Genomic DNA, 16,130 nt, shown 5'->3' with positions numbered 1-16,130 from the left:
AACTACATCATTCAAAACATTGCAGGCTCCACCCTGCTGCACTTTGATCAGGGATCATACAGCCTCTGAGGTGTCTTTCTGGATTTATGTCTGATCATGGTTTTTGGTACAGACCTCAACCCGTTGCTGCCTGGTATCCCTGCGGTAACAAGGCGGGATTGGCTAACTATCGGGCATTGTCAAAACCACATTGTTCATGCCATCTGGCAAAACGTCACTTTGCAGATTGTTACGTTTCACATTCCCTGAGGTAAAGAACTGGTTATTGACCGTGAAGTAAAAATCCAACGTGGTTGCAGACACATCGGCAGCTGCGGGGTCATGCTCACCAGAACTCCAGGGGACGGTAATACTCCATAGCCCACCACTGTTTATCATGGATACCGGGTCGTAGCCGTTGGAACTGAGATTAATCTGCACAGAAGTGTTGATGTTTGCCACATCCTCATAGGTTATGGTTACCGAACCATTGTCATTATCAGTGTAATTAACCACGCCGGTTAAATTGGCGACGGTCTGTCCGGGCTCGCCAATCCCCCAAGGTACACTGTCGTTGGCCAGCACAGGCATTTGACGATACACCTGCTCAACCACGTGCCCCTCGGTAAAGATGCTGTCGGCACCATTAAGAAACCAGTTTTTTCCCCCCCAGGTGGTATCGCTCAAATACCAGTGACTGAACACATTGACAAAATTCCAGGCATGCAGCCCACCACCGGCATGACCTTCAACCCAGATTGTTTCGATGCCAAGGCGTTGCATCAGATACTCATAGCCTTTGGCATAACCACCACAAATGGCGGTACGAGTTAAAAACGCCCCTCGGATGTCGCTGCCATCAGCGTCAGCCCTATAGGTTACCATGCGCTCGTAGTTGACCTGAATCACCTGAATGATCTGGTAAATACTCATATCCGGCTGAATCAGGCTCAGCAGGTATGACACGGACGGTTCCGTTTGCAGCAACTGCTGAGCATAATCATTACCATCCTGTGCCGAATTGCCAATATAAAACGTCTGGCCGACAACGGTTGAACCACTGTATTTGGGCGATGCAGGCCAATCTTTCAAATGGAACAGCCTGGGACAGTTACGAACCAGGTATTTCTGAATCATTTCCGCTTCCTCGCCAGTGATGGTGATTCCGCGGGAAGCATAGTCAACATAGAGTTCAACATTGCCCTGAGCATCTCTCGGATATCTGTTGCCTGTGTTGTCGTAAGCCAGCAATAGCCGGTAGACGAGATCCCAAGCTTTTACTGCATCAGGGGTCAACAGTTTGGTGGAGTATACAATCTCATGAGGAAAAGGAGCCGTCAGATAATCCAGTCCGGCATTGAGCATGTAGTTATACCCGGTCACCGTTTCCTGGGGCAGGTTATTTTTCGGCAACAGTGTTGGGCTTATCGTCTCTGAAAATGCCCCCCAGTTAATGACAATAGGCGTTGCTGCGGTAAACCCGTCATGGTCGGTAATCGGAAAGGAAAAATTCCCGCTACTGTCCACGCTACCAGAAAACATCCTGCCGTTGACAACGGCGGAAATTTTACTGTTTGCCGGCGCAGTACCTGATATTACAGCGTCGTTTACCGTGCCGGCACCAAGAATCTGTATGGGCTGCACCCGGAAACCCGGAGTATAAGGCGTCAGACCATCAGGGGTGATGGCAAAGTACTGGTACTTACCAATGCAGTCTACTGGCCCGCTACTGCTATTGCCGTACAGAGTTGGATTTTTCAAGCCAGACCCGGGGTCAATGTTCAGGGCCACTACATCGCCATAGCTGAAGCCCGAGCCATTAATTTTTCGCACAAATCGGTTTACGTAAAGACTGTCTGCATTTGCCTGTAAAAAGGCGTTACCGGTATGCTGGTCTATGACCTTGAAGGAGAAATTATCGTTAACGTTGCTAAAGTTACCGGACTCTGCAGTGGCCTCAATCTTCATGGTGCTTAAATTAAAGAGAATTTTCAGTGAATTCCCGCCCCAGATGTTTAAAAAATTGAGATAGGGATTTTCCTGCGCAGTGTTGCCTGCATGGGTGCCAACATCGTCGGCCACCAGAGGTTCTTGTATAATCACAACGGTGATCAGGACAAAACTGATGATCAGATTCTTAAACATAGGGAAAGACACCGGGGAATTAAAACCTTTCTGGAACAACGCTCTGCTGCAATAACATAGTTGATAAAATCCAATACGACAAAATAGTAATAATTTACTGTCGTCTTTCCTGAAGGAGGGCTGGCAAGAATACTTTTTCGACCAGACCTGGTTTTGCGCTGAGTCAGCATCCTTATGTCAACAGGCCCTAAGGGTACAGGCATTTAATATTGAGATTCAGGCAAATGAACCACCATGCCGTCCATCTCATCAGTGACGACAATCTGGCAGCTCAGCCTGCTGGTTTCTCTCGGCTCACGGACAACATCCAGCATTTCCTGCTCCATGCCTTCAGCAGGTCCGACAATTTCAGCCCAGCCTTCATCAATATAACAGTGGCAGGTGGCACAGGAGCAGGCACCACCACACTCTGCGAGGATGCCATCGATCATGTTATCAACGGCACCCTGCATCAAAGTACTACCTGAGTCGATGTCGGCTTCATACTGGTTGCCGTCATGAGTAACAAACTGAATCAGAGGCATGGGAGTCCTTTATTGTCTTTCTTTATTGTCTTTTTATTGCTGTTTCACTCTATCGGACTCACCTTGGAAAGAAAAGTAAGACACTGTCTGTTGGACAGACAGCCCGGTCATTATTTGTTGTATATATCGGGCGTTTCAAAGGGTCCATCACAGCCAAGCTCAGGATGCTTGCCCGGATGAGAGAGAAAGAACTCATGCATTCTGGCAAAGTCAGAGGGAATATCTCCAGACATAGACATAGGTGCGCCCATAATGACCTTTCGCTGCTGAAAGTCGAAGGCAATGGGTACAACCGGAACGTTGGCACCATTCGCTATATGATAAAAGCCGGTTTTCCACTTTTGCACTTTTGACCGGGTGCCCTCAGGTGCGATAGCCAGCACGAAGTGGTCACTGCTGTTGATCTCTATGATGGCCTGATCAACCCGGTTGATGGATTTATCACGCTCAATGGGAATACCGCCAAGCCGACGCATCAACACACTCAGTGGCCAGAAAAACAGCGAGTGCTTGGCAAAAAACCGGACACGTATACGGGTTACCAGCTTAACCGCAACGCCGATAACAAAATCCCAGTTTGATGTGTGATGAGCGACGATGATCACGTATTTATTGAGGTGTTCCGGCAGGTTTCCCTCAATTTTCCATCCGCCAAGTAACCACAGGACAAAGTGTCCCAGGCCTGTCTTGAACCGGTTTTTGGGAAGGTAGTTGCTGGTGAAAGACGATTGCATAGTTAACTTGCTAAAGCAGGAAAGCGCGGCAGTATGTCACTTTTGTTGCACTGCGTCAGTCGGTAAATACCTTGCTAGATCAACAATCCTGAAGCCAGCCATTACGGACAGAGTGATCAATCTGTTCAAGAACGTAACGCCACAGTTTGGGAGCCAGGTGCTCCAGATACTGGTTCCGTCTCAACACCTGACTGCGGGTAACCTGATACTTTGCCCAGGTACCACCCTCACTGTCCATATTCTGGATCACGGGTAACAGGCAGTCCATGGCTTTGGCGAAGCGGGCATCCGGGCTGTGAACCTGCTCAAATTCAAGCCAGAGCGCCCTGAACTCATCGGCCTGCTCCTGTGGCAGCAGCCCGAACAGGCGCTCTGCCGCCGCCATTTCTTTAGTTGCCTGACCAGCCAGCTCGGTAGTCCCGGCAAACGCAAAGGTATCTCCGGCATCAATTTCCACAATATCGTGGAGCAGCAGCATCTTAATCACCCGGCTAATATCAACCGGCTCTTCAGCGTACTCTTGCAGGGTCATCGCCTGCACTGCAATATGCCAGCTATGTTCGGCACTGTTCTCCTGTCGGCTGTTATCAGGCTTTACCATGGTTTTTCGATAAACCGCCTTGAGTTTATCCAGCTCCTTAATAAAATCCAGTTGCTGCCCAAGCCTTGAGGAAATAACAGACATAAATTTTGAACCATATTGCTAATATTGCATCTAAGAATATAAATCCTAACAGAACACTAAGCCAGCAACTAAATATCGTTTTTAAAATCAATAAGTTAAAAAATAAGCTGGTCATTGAGCAAAACCGGCAGAACACTCAAAACATAGTCGAATTAACCACCTGGTATGCCCGATGAACCCATCTATTGCAGTAAGCAGCACTCTCTTTGCTCACAGCCTCCCTCCTGAGCATGTCTATCACAACGATGAACCATCTGAAGAGTACCCGAATACCACCACTGAAGCTTGCTCTCAAAGTAACGCACCTTCAGGAAAAAGTGATGGGCTAGCCGTTAGAACGTGTGAGGTTATCGAAGAAACAGAAACATTTATTTCCAGGGTAAAACGTCATGGTAAATGCTTGCTGTCAAAAGTGCCCGGGGCTCTGTGCACCCCACTGAAAGTCTGCACTACTTTATTACATGCGGGCATTTTTGCCGGTTATTACGTCACAGTAATGACCATTACCGGAATTGGAGCGCTAACCGGGGCGATGACGGGGGTAGCAGCAGCAATAAAAGCAAGTATCAGACCCTGCCCGGCAGAAAAATCATTTAAAGAATACACCGTCAGTCATGCACAAAAAGTCTTTAAATGGCTGGCTCTGCCCTATGAGACATTGCCAGAAACGTTTAAGGGTTCAATATTTCCGGCGATAGCCAGTGTCGCGCTTTTTATTGTGGAAACGGTGACTATTCCGGGAAAACAGCTCTCCATTCATGTTTATGAAAACATTTGCCAGGCAACTTACCAGGCGACCAAACCCTATAAGCCTGTCACTGATATGACCGTAAAGCTGTTTGATACCACTAAACGATGGATTCAGAATTGAAACAAAAGCAGGGGGGATTTAATTCCCCCATCATTAACCTTGTTCCAGTAAACGCCGCAGATCAATAATCGCCGCATTCGCACGGGAGACATAATTAGCCATAACCAGGGAGTGGTTAGCCAGCAAGCCAAAACCGGAACCATTCAGTATCATCGGGCTCCAAACCGCATCCTGGGTGGCCTCCAGCTCGCGGATAATCTGTCGGACACTGACCGTGGCATTTTTCTTGTCCAGAACGTCAGCAAAGTCCACTTCCACCGCCCTGAGAAGATGTATCAGAGCCCAGGAAGTGCCTCGGGCCTCATAGAAAACATCATCAATCTGTGACCAGGGTGTTTTTACATCAATCAATACAGCATTGTCCGTGGATTGAGCCGCCACGCCGGAAAGGTCGGTATTCAAACGCGGTTTACCAACACTGGCACTCAGACGTTGGGAAAGGCTGCCGAGGCGCGTCTCTACATCCCCCAGCCAGCGCGTCAGATTATCGGCCCGGGCATAAAATTGCGCCGAGTCATTGGGATCGGACAAACGGGCCATGTAGCTGTTCAGCTTATCAATGCCCCTCTGGTATTCCCGCTCACTGGAAGGCAGAATCCAGCTTCTGGCATCAAAATTAAACTGCGGCTCGGCCACCGCAAGGTCCTGGTCTTCCCTTGACTGCGACTGGGAACGACTGAAGTCCTTGCGCAGAGCCCGGGCCATATCACGCACCTGAATCAGAACACCCACTTCCCAATTGGGCATATTATCCATCAGTACGCCCGGTGGCATGATGTCATTGCGCAGGAAACCACCCGGCTTATTCAGCAGCGTACTCGCCAGGGTATAGAGTGTTGCTGTTGTGGTGTAACCAGCGACGACATTCTGAGCATTGTCAGTGGCCAGCTTTTCGGCATTGGCCTTTACTGAGAACAGGTCTGGCTCCTGACTCCAGTACCAGCCAACAAGTGATAGAAGTAGAATCAATACGCCAGTGCCAACGGCCAGGGCTTTACCATAGATAAGACCCGACATTTTCTGCATACCCGACTGAAAAGCCGATTTAATCTTTTCCAGCGCCATAATTTCCCCGTTCGTCACCGCTCAGACATTTATCCTGAATATGGCGTTCCAATATGGATGCGCTTCCAAGCGGCCATTATCCTCTAATAATTGTGGTTGTGCGAGTTTCTGTTAGAGCCTGTTGAGGTTTTGTTGCGAGCGCAGTGATAAGCAGTTAACCAAATGAAATCATATTTGGCCAACTACTTAAGAATTCACTGAGTTGAGTTCACCCGATCTTCTTCAGGGCGCATCATGGCAAACAGTGTTTTAACAAACTCCTTCTTCTTGATCTGGTGATCACTCACATAATGAGTGGTTGCCAGCCAGTCGTTAACCCAGTGTTCAAAATCATGAAAACAAATATGTCGGCCCAATTTCATTTGCAGGTTTTCAGTCAGTGCATAAAGGCGTTGTTGCTCTTTTTGCAGCTGATGACTCCATCGGTCAGGTTTGCCGGGATTGTCTTCAGAATACAGAGCGATAAACTTGCTGGCTTTATTCAGGGTAAGCAGGCAGCGAAACAGCAAGCCATAAATACGTTCCCCGGTATTTTGGGGGTTGTTAAACAGAAGGGTTCGAGGTACGTCAAATACCGGCCCGTTTTGCAATTGCTCAGTCAGCGGGTCCAGGTTCTCAGCGAGGTATTCCAGCGTATCGTTCAGTAACCTGGTTTCCTCAGCAAACGACAAACACCATACCGGCCTCTCAACGCCGGGGACGTGAACGGCTAATTGTGCGGCATTTCCATAGACTACCCTGTCATCAATACTGACCTGAAGTCCCATTACTTTTATCCCAAAATCCCCGTCTTTAAGATGAATATTGTAGGCGCTTGGCAGTTTAATCTCCTGACATCCCCGGATTGGCGAGATGATGATACTTTTGAGAATTTCAGAGCCCCTGTCGGTGTTCAGCGTCTGCAGCTTATCAAAAAGCAGTCTGGCCGTTTTTTCTGTCGTACAGATAATGTCAATGTCATTAAATACCTGGCAGATGTTCTGTAAAAAACGGGCGTAAGAACCAGTAATCAGAATGGGGGGATGCGTACAGGAAACATTGATTTCCTGAATAATCTCCAGTGTTTTCAGCGTTAGCGCATTTAACCGCATAACCGGCTTTTGCGGGAAAACCGGTCTGCCTGACCATTGCCTGAGAGTTTGCGCCACGCTGGCGGTCATTGCCCCGGTAGTGAACGTATTTTCTGTTGCATCCCGGGGTAAACTGCCAGACCGGGGTTTGTATGTACCCTGTTGTTTCGATACGGGGTACTCGCAACTGACGACAACAGAAGCCTTATGTTGACTGGCTGAGGGTTCGTACCCATTAAAGCTGTCACTGTTCCACCATGAGTCCACGGCATTTTCCCGTAACAGTAAACCATCCATTACCCAAGCCTCGGAGCTGCACTCTTCAAACCAGCGGCCTAAAGCGTGGCGCAGCTTACTTCCTTCAGGAAAACTCTGAAGGCATTCCAGTACCTGGTATTGATGGATTTCCTGTCCATCAATAGGCTGCCTGGTGATGTAGCAGTGTGCCAGAAAGAAAAAATGCAGGCGTGAGTTCTGAAATGAACTCCTCAGTGCATTGATGGATTGCAGTACCTGTTCTGCCGAAACGCCCTGATGATCAATGGTCAATTCTTGCTGCATAGCCATAAATTTCAAGAGACATTGCAGTCGGTGTTGCTCATCTTTAACCGGTACGTTGTTTAATATTTGCAAGGCCTCTTGCAGTGTACCCTGAGCTTCGTTGATATCATCGCACTGCTGAGTTTGCTGCAGCCTTTGCATCAGATACCTGGTTTGCCTTGAGGAATGATCCCCGGGAACTTGATTAAATGCTGCCAATACATCCTTGTTGTCCAGATAGTTGCCATTCAATTTCCTGGCATTCAATGCCAGCTGAGAATAAAAAATAGCGACTTCGAGTAACCCGCCACAGCGTTCGTAATCCTTAATCACCTCTTCCGGTGTGACCTGCTGACCATTCAACAGCAGCCCCCTCAGGCAACATTCGGCTTTAAAGCGAGCCAGCGCCAGTGGTGCCCTGGCTGCCTGAAAATCGTTAACCAGCTCATCCGGTGTGACCTGCCGACCATTCAACATCAGGCCCATCAGGCAACACTCCGCCTTGAAGCGCGCTATCGCCACTTTGCCTTCCGGGCTATTCGGGAAACCCTTAACGACTTCATCCGGTGTGACCTGCTGGCCATTCAACAGCAAACTCCTCAGACAACATTGTTGCTTGAAGCGCACAGCTCCCAGTCTGCCTTCCGGACTATCCGGGAAATCCCTTAACACTTCATCCGGTGTGACCATCCGACCATTTAACGCCAGCCCCCTCAGGCAACATTGTTCTTTAAAGTGTGCCAGCTCCAGTGGTGCTTTGGCGGCCCGAAAATCCCTGACCACCGCATCCGGGGTGAACTGCTTGCCATTGGACAGCAGCCCCTTCAGGCAACATTGCTCCTTAAAGCGCGCTATCCCCAGTTTGCCTTCCGGACTATCCGGAAAATTCATTAGCACTGCATCCGGTGTGATCTGCTGGCCGTACAATGACAGGCCCCTCAGGCAGCATTTCACTTTGAAGCGCACTATCGCCAGTATGCCTTCTGGATTACCCGGGAAAATTTTAACCACCTCTTCGGGTGTGACCGGCTGGCCATGTAACCGCATCCCCCTGAAGCAACATTCCTGTTTAAAGCGCGCTATCCCCAGCTTGCCTTCTGAACTGTCCGGGAAGCTATTCAACACCGCCTCCGGTGTGACCGGCTGGCCGTGCAACACCAGCCCTTTCAGGCAGCATTCCTGTTTAAAGCGCGCTATCCCCAGCCTGCCTTCCGGAGTATCCGGAAACTCCCTGAACACAGAATCCGGTGTCACCTGTCGACCATGCAGCAACATCCCCCTCAGGCAACATTGTTCTTTAAAGCGCGCCAGCTCAAGGGTTGTTTTGGTGGACTGCAAATCCCTGACCACCTCCTCCGGTGTCACCTGCCGGCCATTCAATGGCATGCTCCTCAGGCAACATTCCACTTTGAAGTGTGCCAGTTCCAGTGTTGCCCCGACTGCCTGATAGCCCTTGACCACCGCATCCGGTATAACCGGCTGGCCATTCAACGGCACCCCCTTCAGGCAACATTCCGCTCTGAAACGTGCCAGTTCCAGTGTTGCCTTGATTGCCTGATAATCCCTAACCAGAAAATCTGCATTGATTGGTCGGCCATTCAATAACAGCCCCCTCAGGCAACATGCCGCTTTGAAGCGCACTATCCCCAGTTTGCCTTCCGGAGTATCCGGGTACTCCTTAACCACCTCATCCGGTGTGATTTGTTGGCCCTTCAATGGCAGACGCCTCAGGCAACATTCCGCTTTGAAACGCGCTATTCCCAGTTTGCCTTCCGGAGTATCCGGGTACTCCGTAATCACCCCATCCGGTATGACCTTCCGACCTTTCAACGGCAAACTTCTCAGGCAACATTCCGCTTTGAAGCGCGCCAGCTCCAGCGTTACTTTGATAGCCTCAAAATCCCTGACCACCGCATCCGGTGCCACCCTCTGGCCTTTGAGCACCAGACCTCTCAGGCAACATTCTGCTTTGAAACGCGCTATCGCTAATTTGTACTTATTATTCCGATCCGGCAGCCGGTTGAATTCCTGAATAACCTGGTCTGCGGTCACTTTTCTGGTGCCATGCAAGATGTTCTGCAGGCAGAGCTTTTGCAGGAAGAAGCCGCTTCTCAGAGATGTTGTTTCATTCCCATAGGTGCAGAGCACCGCAGCCGAGGTGATTTGGCGTCCTTGAAATGTTTTTTTTTGCCAAAAGGCATCCTCAGTACATTTGCCTTTATCCAGGGTGGTAGCTCTATCTCTATGAGACGGATGGTTTATGACTTTTTTACCAGTAAATGAACTTCCTGCGCGGTCACGGATTCCGCTTGAACGGGCTTGTTGGCCAGCCCGCCCGGCAGGCTTTGGGTAGGAGCAGGTTGATGAGGTTGCTTTCAGAATGGAGCCCTGCAAACTTTGACTATAAATACCGCCGTTTGACCTCAAAATGATGATCAGGTTCACACCATTCTTATTCTGGCTGCATCATCGCCAGCAGTGCCTTAATAAAGTCCCTTCTTTTGAACTCGTATTCATTAACATGATGGGCGGTTGATAGCCAGTTATTCACTCTGTGCTCAAAATCACTACGACAAACATGGCCAGACAATTTTGTTTGCAGATTTGCCGTCAGTATATACAGCCGTTGTCGTTGTTCTTGCAGCAGGTTAGTCTGGAAGTCCGGTGTTCCGGGTTTGTCTTCAGAGTGCAGATCGATAAACTGCCTGGCTTTATGCAGAGTAAGCAGCGATCGCATAAGCAAACCATAAATACGTTCCCCGATGTTTTGGGGAGTGTTAAAAAGAATGGTTCGTGGCAGGTAAAAAAACTCTCCTTTTTGTAATTGCCTGGTCAGTGGATCAATATTTTTTGCGAGATATTCCAGGGTGTTGTTCAGTAATCGGGTTTCTTCGGCAAACGACAGACACCATACCAGCCGCTCAACGCCAGGAACCTGAACGGCGCATCGTGAGGTATTGCCATCGGTTACTCTCACGTCAATACTGACCTGAATCCCCATTGCTTTCATACCCAAATCACCGTCTTTCAGGTGAAGGTTGTAGGCCTTTGGCAGTTTAATCTCCTGACATCCCGGGATGGACCAGATAACGATATTTTTGGGAATTTCCGCGGCCCTGTTGGTGTTAAGTGCCTGCAGCTGGTCAAACAGTGTTCTGGCAGGCTCTGCCGCCGTACAGATAATGTCAATATCATTGAATGATGAGCAGCGGTTCTGTAAAAAGCGCGCGTAGGAACCGGTAATCAAAATGGGGGGATGGCTATAAGAACCATTGATTTCCTGAATAAGCTCCAGTGTTTGTAGTGTTAGCGCATTTAACTGCGGATGCCTGTTCAGGAAACCCGGTTCAATGGACCATTGCTTCGGCGCTTGAGCCGCACTGTTGGCAACTGCCTGAGTGGCAGACGTATTTTCTGTTTCATTCCGATATTCACCGGCCTGACAAGTTTGACCGGCTGAGACTGCGTATCTGTGGGGACTATTGCGCCTTGGGGCAGCGGCCCGTTCCTGTTTGAACAGGAATTCATTCATTATATTGGCTTCAGGGCTGAATCGTTCAAACCAGTAGCCTAAAGCATGGCGCAACTTGCTTCTTTCAGGAAAATCCTGAAGGCACTCCAGAACATGGCTCCTATGGATTGTTTGTCCATCAATAGACTGTCTATTTATATAGCAATATGCCAGGAAGAAGAAATGAGTGCGTTTATTCTTAAATGAGTTCCTGAGTGTTGTGATGGATTGCAGTACCTCTTCTGCTGACACCCGCTGCTGATCAATCAGCAACTCATGCTGCATCGCCGTGAATTTCAGGATACATTGCAGCCGATGTTGCTCATCTTTTTTTACCGGTGCGCTGTTTAATATTTGCCAGGCCTGTTGAATAATAGCCTGAGCCTCGTTGGTTTCATCGAACCACTGACGTTGTTTCAACCTTTGCATCAGGTATTCAGCCTGCCTTGAAGAATGATCTCCGGGGGCTTCATTAAACGCGGCTAATACTTGCGGGTTATCCAGACAGGAGCCATTCAATTCTCTTGCATTCAATGCCAGCCGGGTCTGAAAAATAGCGCTTTCGAGCAACCAGCCACCGCTTTCAAAATCCTTAACTACGGCACCCGGTGTGACCTGCCGACGATTCAACGCCAGGCCTTTCAGGCAACACTCCCCTTGAAAGCGCACCATCGCCAGTTTTCCCTCCCGACTATCCGGAAAATCATTGGCCACCTCATCCGGTACGACCTGCTGCCCCTGCAACATCAGGCCTCTCAAGCAACACTGTTCCTTAAAGCGTGCTAACCCCATTCTGCCATCTGAACTACTGGGGAAACTCTTAACCACCGCATCTGGCGTGATCTGCTGGCCATTCAATGGCAGCTCCATCAGGCAACACATTTCCTTGAAGCGTGCTATCGCCAGGCTGCCCTCCGGGCTATCCGGGAAGCTCTTAACCACCTCATCCGGTGTGACCTTCCTGCCACGCAAAACCAGGCCTTTCAGGCAACAGTCTGCTTTGAAGCGCCCCAGTCCCAGTCTGCCTTCCCGACTATCCGGGAAATCCCTGACCACCTCATCCGGTGTGACCGGCTGGCCATGCAACAGCAGGCCCAGCAGACAACAGTCTGCTTTGAAGCGCGCCAGCTCCAGTGGTGCTTTAGCGGTCTTAAACTCCTTAACCACCTCATCCGTTGTGACCTGCTGACCATTCAATGCCAGACCTTTCAGGCAACATTCCGCTTTAAAGCGTGCCAGCTCCAGTGGTGCTTTAGCTTCCTTATAACCCTTAACCACCTCCTCTGTTGTGACCGGCCGACCATTCACTGCCAGAGCTTTCAGGCAACAATTCTCTTTGAAGCGCGCCAGCTCCAGAGGTGCCTTGATGGCCTGAAAACCCTTAACCACTGCAGCCGGTATGACCTGCTGGCCGTTCAACGACCACCCTCTCAGGCAACATTCCGCTTTGAAACGCACCAGCTCCAGTGGGGCTTTGGTTGCCTGATATTCGACCTGCTGATCATTCATCGCCCCCCCCTGGCGAGCCTCTGTGTTGCAGCGCGCCTGCTCCGCGTCTGCTTTGGCGACCTGATAATCCTTAACCACTTCATCCGGCGTAATCTGCTGGCCATTTAACGCCAGGCCTCTCAGACAACATTTTTCCTTAAAGCGTGCCAGCCCCAGTAGTGCGTTGGCTGCCCGATAATCCTTAACCACCACCTCCGGTAAGACCTGCTGACCGTGCAACACCAGGCCTCTCAGGCAACATTCCATTTTGAAGTGCGCCAGCAACATCGTTGCTTTGGCTGCCTGATACTCCCTGACCACCTCATCCGGCGTAACCTGCTGGCCATTCAGCGTCAGACCTCTCAGGCAACATTCCTTTTTGAAGTATGAAAGTTTCAGCTTTGCGTTGACTGCCTGATACCCCTGAGCCACTGCCTCCGGTCTGACCTGATGGCCATTCAGCGGCAGCTCTGTCAGGCAACATTTCTCTTTGAAGATCGCCAGCCCCAGCTTGCCTTCCTGACTGGCCGGGAAAGCCTTAACCACCTCATCCGGTGTCACCGGCTGGCCATTCATCATCTTGCCTTTCAGGCAACAATCCGCTTTAAAGCGTGCCAGCCCCAGTTGGCCCTTCAGACTGTCCGGGAAATCCTTAACCACTTCATCCGGTGTGATCTGCTGGCCATTCAATGCCAGGCCCTTCTGGCAACATTGTTCCTTAAAGCGCGCTAATCCCAGTTTGCCCATCAGGTTGTCCGGGAAATCCCTGATCACCTCATCCGGTGTGACCGGCTGACCATTCAGCCGCAACCCCCTCAGACAACATTCCGCTTTGAAACGCGCCAGCTCCATCGTGGCGTTGATTGCCTGAAAATCCTTAGCCACCGTATCCGGTGAAATCTTCTGGTCCCTCAAGGGCAGGCCCTTAAGGCAACAGTGTTCCTTAAAGCGCGCCATCCCTAACTTGCCTTCCCGACTCTCCGGGAAATCCTTAATCACCGCCTCCGGTGTGACCAGTCGGCCATTCAACCTCAGCCCCGTCAGACAACATTCCTCTTTGAAGCGTGCTATCGCTATTTGGCACTTGTCATTTCGCCCTGGCTTTCGATTGAGTTCCCGAATGACCTGATCCGGGGTCACTTTGCTATTGCCATGTCGAATGTTCTGCAAGCAAAGTTGCTGCAAGAAAAAGCCGCTTCTAAAAGATGTTTTATCCTTTCCATAGGCGGTAAGCACATCAGCCGTGTTGATTTGACGCCCTTGTAATGGTTTTTTCTTCCAAAAGGCATCCTCAATGCGCCTGCCATCATCCAGCGTGATGGCTGTGCCTGTGCGGGACTGGTGGTTTGAAACCTTTTTGCCGTTAAATTTACTTCTGGAGCCGCCAGGAATTCTGCTTGAACCGGCTTGTTGCCCCCCGGCAGGCTTTGGGTGGGAGCAGGTTGATGTGGTTGCTTTCAGAATCCCCCCCTGCACACGTTAACTATAAATTCCGCCGTTTGACCTCAAAATGATGATCAGGTTCCCTCCATTGCCGCTGAACCATTCAGAGTAACTCGGGATGTCCCAGATAATATCCCTGACCACCAGCAACACCCAGCTGTTTTAATGCCTCCCACGCCTCTTCCTGTTCAACGCCCTGGGCGAGAACACTCATATCCCGGGACTCAGCCATCATGGACAGGGTTCTTATGTACAATTGATTCTCATAACTGGACGTCAACTGTCTTGCAAAACTGCCGTCCACTTTCAGGTAATGGGCATTAATCATCTGCAGGAATGTCAGCGCCTGGCTGGACACACCAAAATGATCAATAGAAAACTGACAACCGGTTGCCACCAGTGTATCCACCCGTTCTGCAACCCTTTCTCCCACCAGCATAAGGGAGCGCTCAGCCGTTTCCAGAATCAGACGCCTGGCCAGATCCTGACGCAGTCTGAGGGCATCCAGCAACCAGTGATAAAAATCATCATCCATCAGGGAGTAAGGTGAGATATTCAGGCTGTAGGTTCGATAGTCATCCCGGTCATCCATATAGTCCGCCAGGGCAAAAAATACCGCACGATCAAAGGCACCATACAGATCATAGCGCTCAACCACAGGCATAAAAGCATCGGCAGACACCACTTCACCGTTCAGCTTTATCCGTGCCAGTACCTCCGTAAACGCTACTTCACCATCCACTCCCTTAATGGGCTGGCCATACAGTTCGATAAGGCCTTTTGCCATCACCTCTTCCAGCGCTTCGACCCATTGAGTGTCACTCCATCCCATGTACGGATAACCAGACTCACCACTGATATCCATAACATCCCAGCAATTTTTAACCCGGGCCTCCTGTTCCAGCAGCTGCTGATCCGCATGCTCCAGCAGCAGCTCCGGGGAACAGCGCCCCTGGTGGGTCACTGCGGCAATATGCAGGTTATTGCTACCTTCCGGTGACGAGAAAAACTCCATGGCCACCAGAACCTTGAATAACCGTTCCGTAACCTTACGGATTTCATCGACATTGCAGGCGGGCACACACACGCTAAAACCGGATCCATTCCAGCGGCCAGAAAAAGCTTCAGGCCAGGCCAACAGGGTTTTGCCCAGCCAATAGCTAACTGTCACCAGCAGGTCATCAACAAACTTTTGTCCATGACACCGGTTCAATGCCTCCAGCCCTCGCACCTGAATCATGATCAGACTGGCACCCGCCTCACCGATGTCTTCACTTAACACGGTCTTCATCCGACGGTTAAAGGCCCGTCGATTGAGTAATCCGGTCAATGGATCCTTGACCGACTTGCGACGCAGCTCTTCTGTCAGAGCCACCTGCTCAGAGAACGCCTTTTCCAGCTTCTCTGCCATCCGGTTCATGGCCTGAACCACTCTGCGCAAGTCTCTGGTTTTTGGTAACTCGGGTTGTATCTCAAAATGACGGTCACAGATTCGGTTCGCCTGCTGCTCCATCCTTGTTAAAGGCCGGAGAACCACTCCCAGCAGCATATTCAATCCGACCATGGCAACGATCAAACTGACACCAAATAGCAGCGCATCTTTGTTCACCTTGGACCAGAGACTGCGGTAGGCATAACCCGGATGACTGGCTACCAGAAGCTGCCCCATGGGCACCCAGCCACTGTTAATCTCGCTGGTGACTGCCGGAGTTTTCAGGTCAATCAGTTTCACAAACCAGTCCGGTACACCCTCCAGCGTTCCCGGGTGCTCACTGTTGACCAGAACGTTGCCCGACATATCGGTAAAACGAATCTGCCGGTAGTAACCACGATCAAAAACCGCATCAATTATCGAATCCATAGCGGCAATATTGCCAGCCCCGGCGGAAGCAATGGCAACACCAAGGGAGGTGGCCGTATCCTGGGAGTGAGAGTTCAACTGTTTCTGAAGGTAATGACGGGCATCATTGACTGACAGCACGAAGCTGCCAGCAAACAACAGAATCAACAGCAAAGTTAAAGATAGTGCCAGTTCACGAAGTAGTGTCATGGTGGCATCCCTGTCCGTTTTCAGT

Annotated in this window: 9 protein-coding genes; 1 reads left to right on the top strand and 8 read right to left on the bottom strand. The window is 50.2% G+C overall.

The features are described 5' to 3' along the window. Positions 1 to 162: 162 nt before the first annotated feature. From J7439_RS15540 to J7439_RS15525, 4 genes are all read right to left on the bottom strand, one after another. Positions 163 to 2,124: a hypothetical protein gene (locus tag J7439_RS15540; RefSeq protein ID WP_209202893.1), complete on the bottom strand. Its 1,962-nt coding sequence runs from the start codon at positions 2,122 to 2,124 to the stop codon at positions 163 to 165. A 203-nt stretch (positions 2,125 to 2,327) separates the two neighbouring features. Next, positions 2,328 to 2,648, bottom strand: coding sequence for a 2Fe-2S iron-sulfur cluster-binding protein (locus tag J7439_RS15535; RefSeq protein WP_209202892.1), 321 nt, complete (start codon positions 2,646 to 2,648; stop codon positions 2,328 to 2,330). 110 nt (positions 2,649 to 2,758) lie between these two features. After that, positions 2,759 to 3,382, bottom strand: a complete 624-nt coding sequence (locus tag J7439_RS15530; RefSeq protein WP_209202891.1) for a 1-acyl-sn-glycerol-3-phosphate acyltransferase — start codon at positions 3,380 to 3,382, stop codon at positions 2,759 to 2,761. A gap of 79 nt (positions 3,383 to 3,461) precedes the next feature. Next, positions 3,462 to 4,067 carry an HD domain-containing protein gene (locus J7439_RS15525; protein ID WP_209202890.1) on the bottom strand — a complete coding sequence of 202 codons (606 nt, stop codon included), beginning with the start codon at positions 4,065 to 4,067 and terminating at the stop codon, positions 3,462 to 3,464. A 172-nt stretch (positions 4,068 to 4,239) separates the two neighbouring features. On the opposite strand from J7439_RS15525, the gene J7439_RS15520 reads away from it, so the two are divergent. Next, entirely contained in the window at positions 4,240 to 4,938 is a 699-nt protein-coding gene (locus tag J7439_RS15520; RefSeq protein ID WP_209202889.1) for a hypothetical protein, read from the top strand. 33 nt (positions 4,939 to 4,971) lie between these two features. Here the strand turns inward: J7439_RS15520 and J7439_RS15515 are convergent, their stop codons facing one another. The 4 genes from J7439_RS15515 to J7439_RS15500 form a co-directional block, all read right to left on the bottom strand. Then, positions 4,972 to 5,964, bottom strand: a complete 993-nt coding sequence (locus tag J7439_RS15515) for a DUF2333 family protein (protein WP_353623071.1) — start codon at positions 5,962 to 5,964, stop codon at positions 4,972 to 4,974. Between the two features lie 233 nt (positions 5,965 to 6,197). Next, a complete protein-coding gene (locus J7439_RS15510) occupies positions 6,198 to 9,683 on the bottom strand; it encodes a hypothetical protein (RefSeq protein WP_209202887.1) in 3,486 nt (1,161 codons plus the stop codon). A 382-nt stretch (positions 9,684 to 10,065) separates the two neighbouring features. Continuing rightward, positions 10,066 to 14,088, bottom strand: a complete 4,023-nt coding sequence (locus tag J7439_RS15505) for a hypothetical protein (protein ID WP_209202886.1) — start codon at positions 14,086 to 14,088, stop codon at positions 10,066 to 10,068. Positions 14,089 to 14,158: 70 nt separating this feature from the next. Then, the gene (locus J7439_RS15500; protein ID WP_209202885.1) at positions 14,159 to 16,105 is read right to left on the bottom strand and encodes a bifunctional diguanylate cyclase/phosphodiesterase; all 1,947 of its coding nucleotides are present in this window, start codon (positions 16,103 to 16,105) and stop codon (positions 14,159 to 14,161) included. Between the last annotated feature and the right edge of the window lie 25 nt (positions 16,106 to 16,130).

The organism is Salinisphaera sp. G21_0 (assembly GCF_017744115.1).
Lineage (GTDB): Bacteria > Pseudomonadota > Gammaproteobacteria > Pseudomonadales > Endozoicomonadaceae > Endozoicomonas.
The sequence above is the reverse complement of the archived record's forward strand: the minus strand, read 5'-3'. Positions and strand labels throughout refer to the sequence as shown.

Bases quoted from the DNA above. Each gene is read 5' to 3' on its own strand.
- J7439_RS15515 (WP_353623071.1), bottom strand. From the start codon at position 5,964: ATGCAGAAAATGTCGGGTCTTATCTATGGTAAAGCCCTGGCCGTTGGC.
- J7439_RS15540 (WP_209202893.1), bottom strand. From the start codon at position 2,124: ATGTTTAAGAATCTGATCATCAGTTTTGTCCTGATCACCGTTGTGATT.
- J7439_RS15535 (WP_209202892.1), bottom strand. From the start codon at position 2,648: ATGCCTCTGATTCAGTTTGTTACTCATGACGGCAACCAGTATGAAGCC.
- J7439_RS15530 (WP_209202891.1), bottom strand. From the start codon at position 3,382: ATGCAATCGTCTTTCACCAGCAACTACCTTCCCAAAAACCGGTTCAAG.
- J7439_RS15520 (WP_209202889.1), top strand. From the start codon at position 4,240: ATGAACCCATCTATTGCAGTAAGCAGCACTCTCTTTGCTCACAGCCTC.
- J7439_RS15525 (WP_209202890.1), bottom strand. From the start codon at position 4,067: ATGTCTGTTATTTCCTCAAGGCTTGGGCAGCAACTGGATTTTATTAAG.
- J7439_RS15500 (WP_209202885.1), bottom strand. From the start codon at position 16,105: ATGACACTACTTCGTGAACTGGCACTATCTTTAACTTTGCTGTTGATT.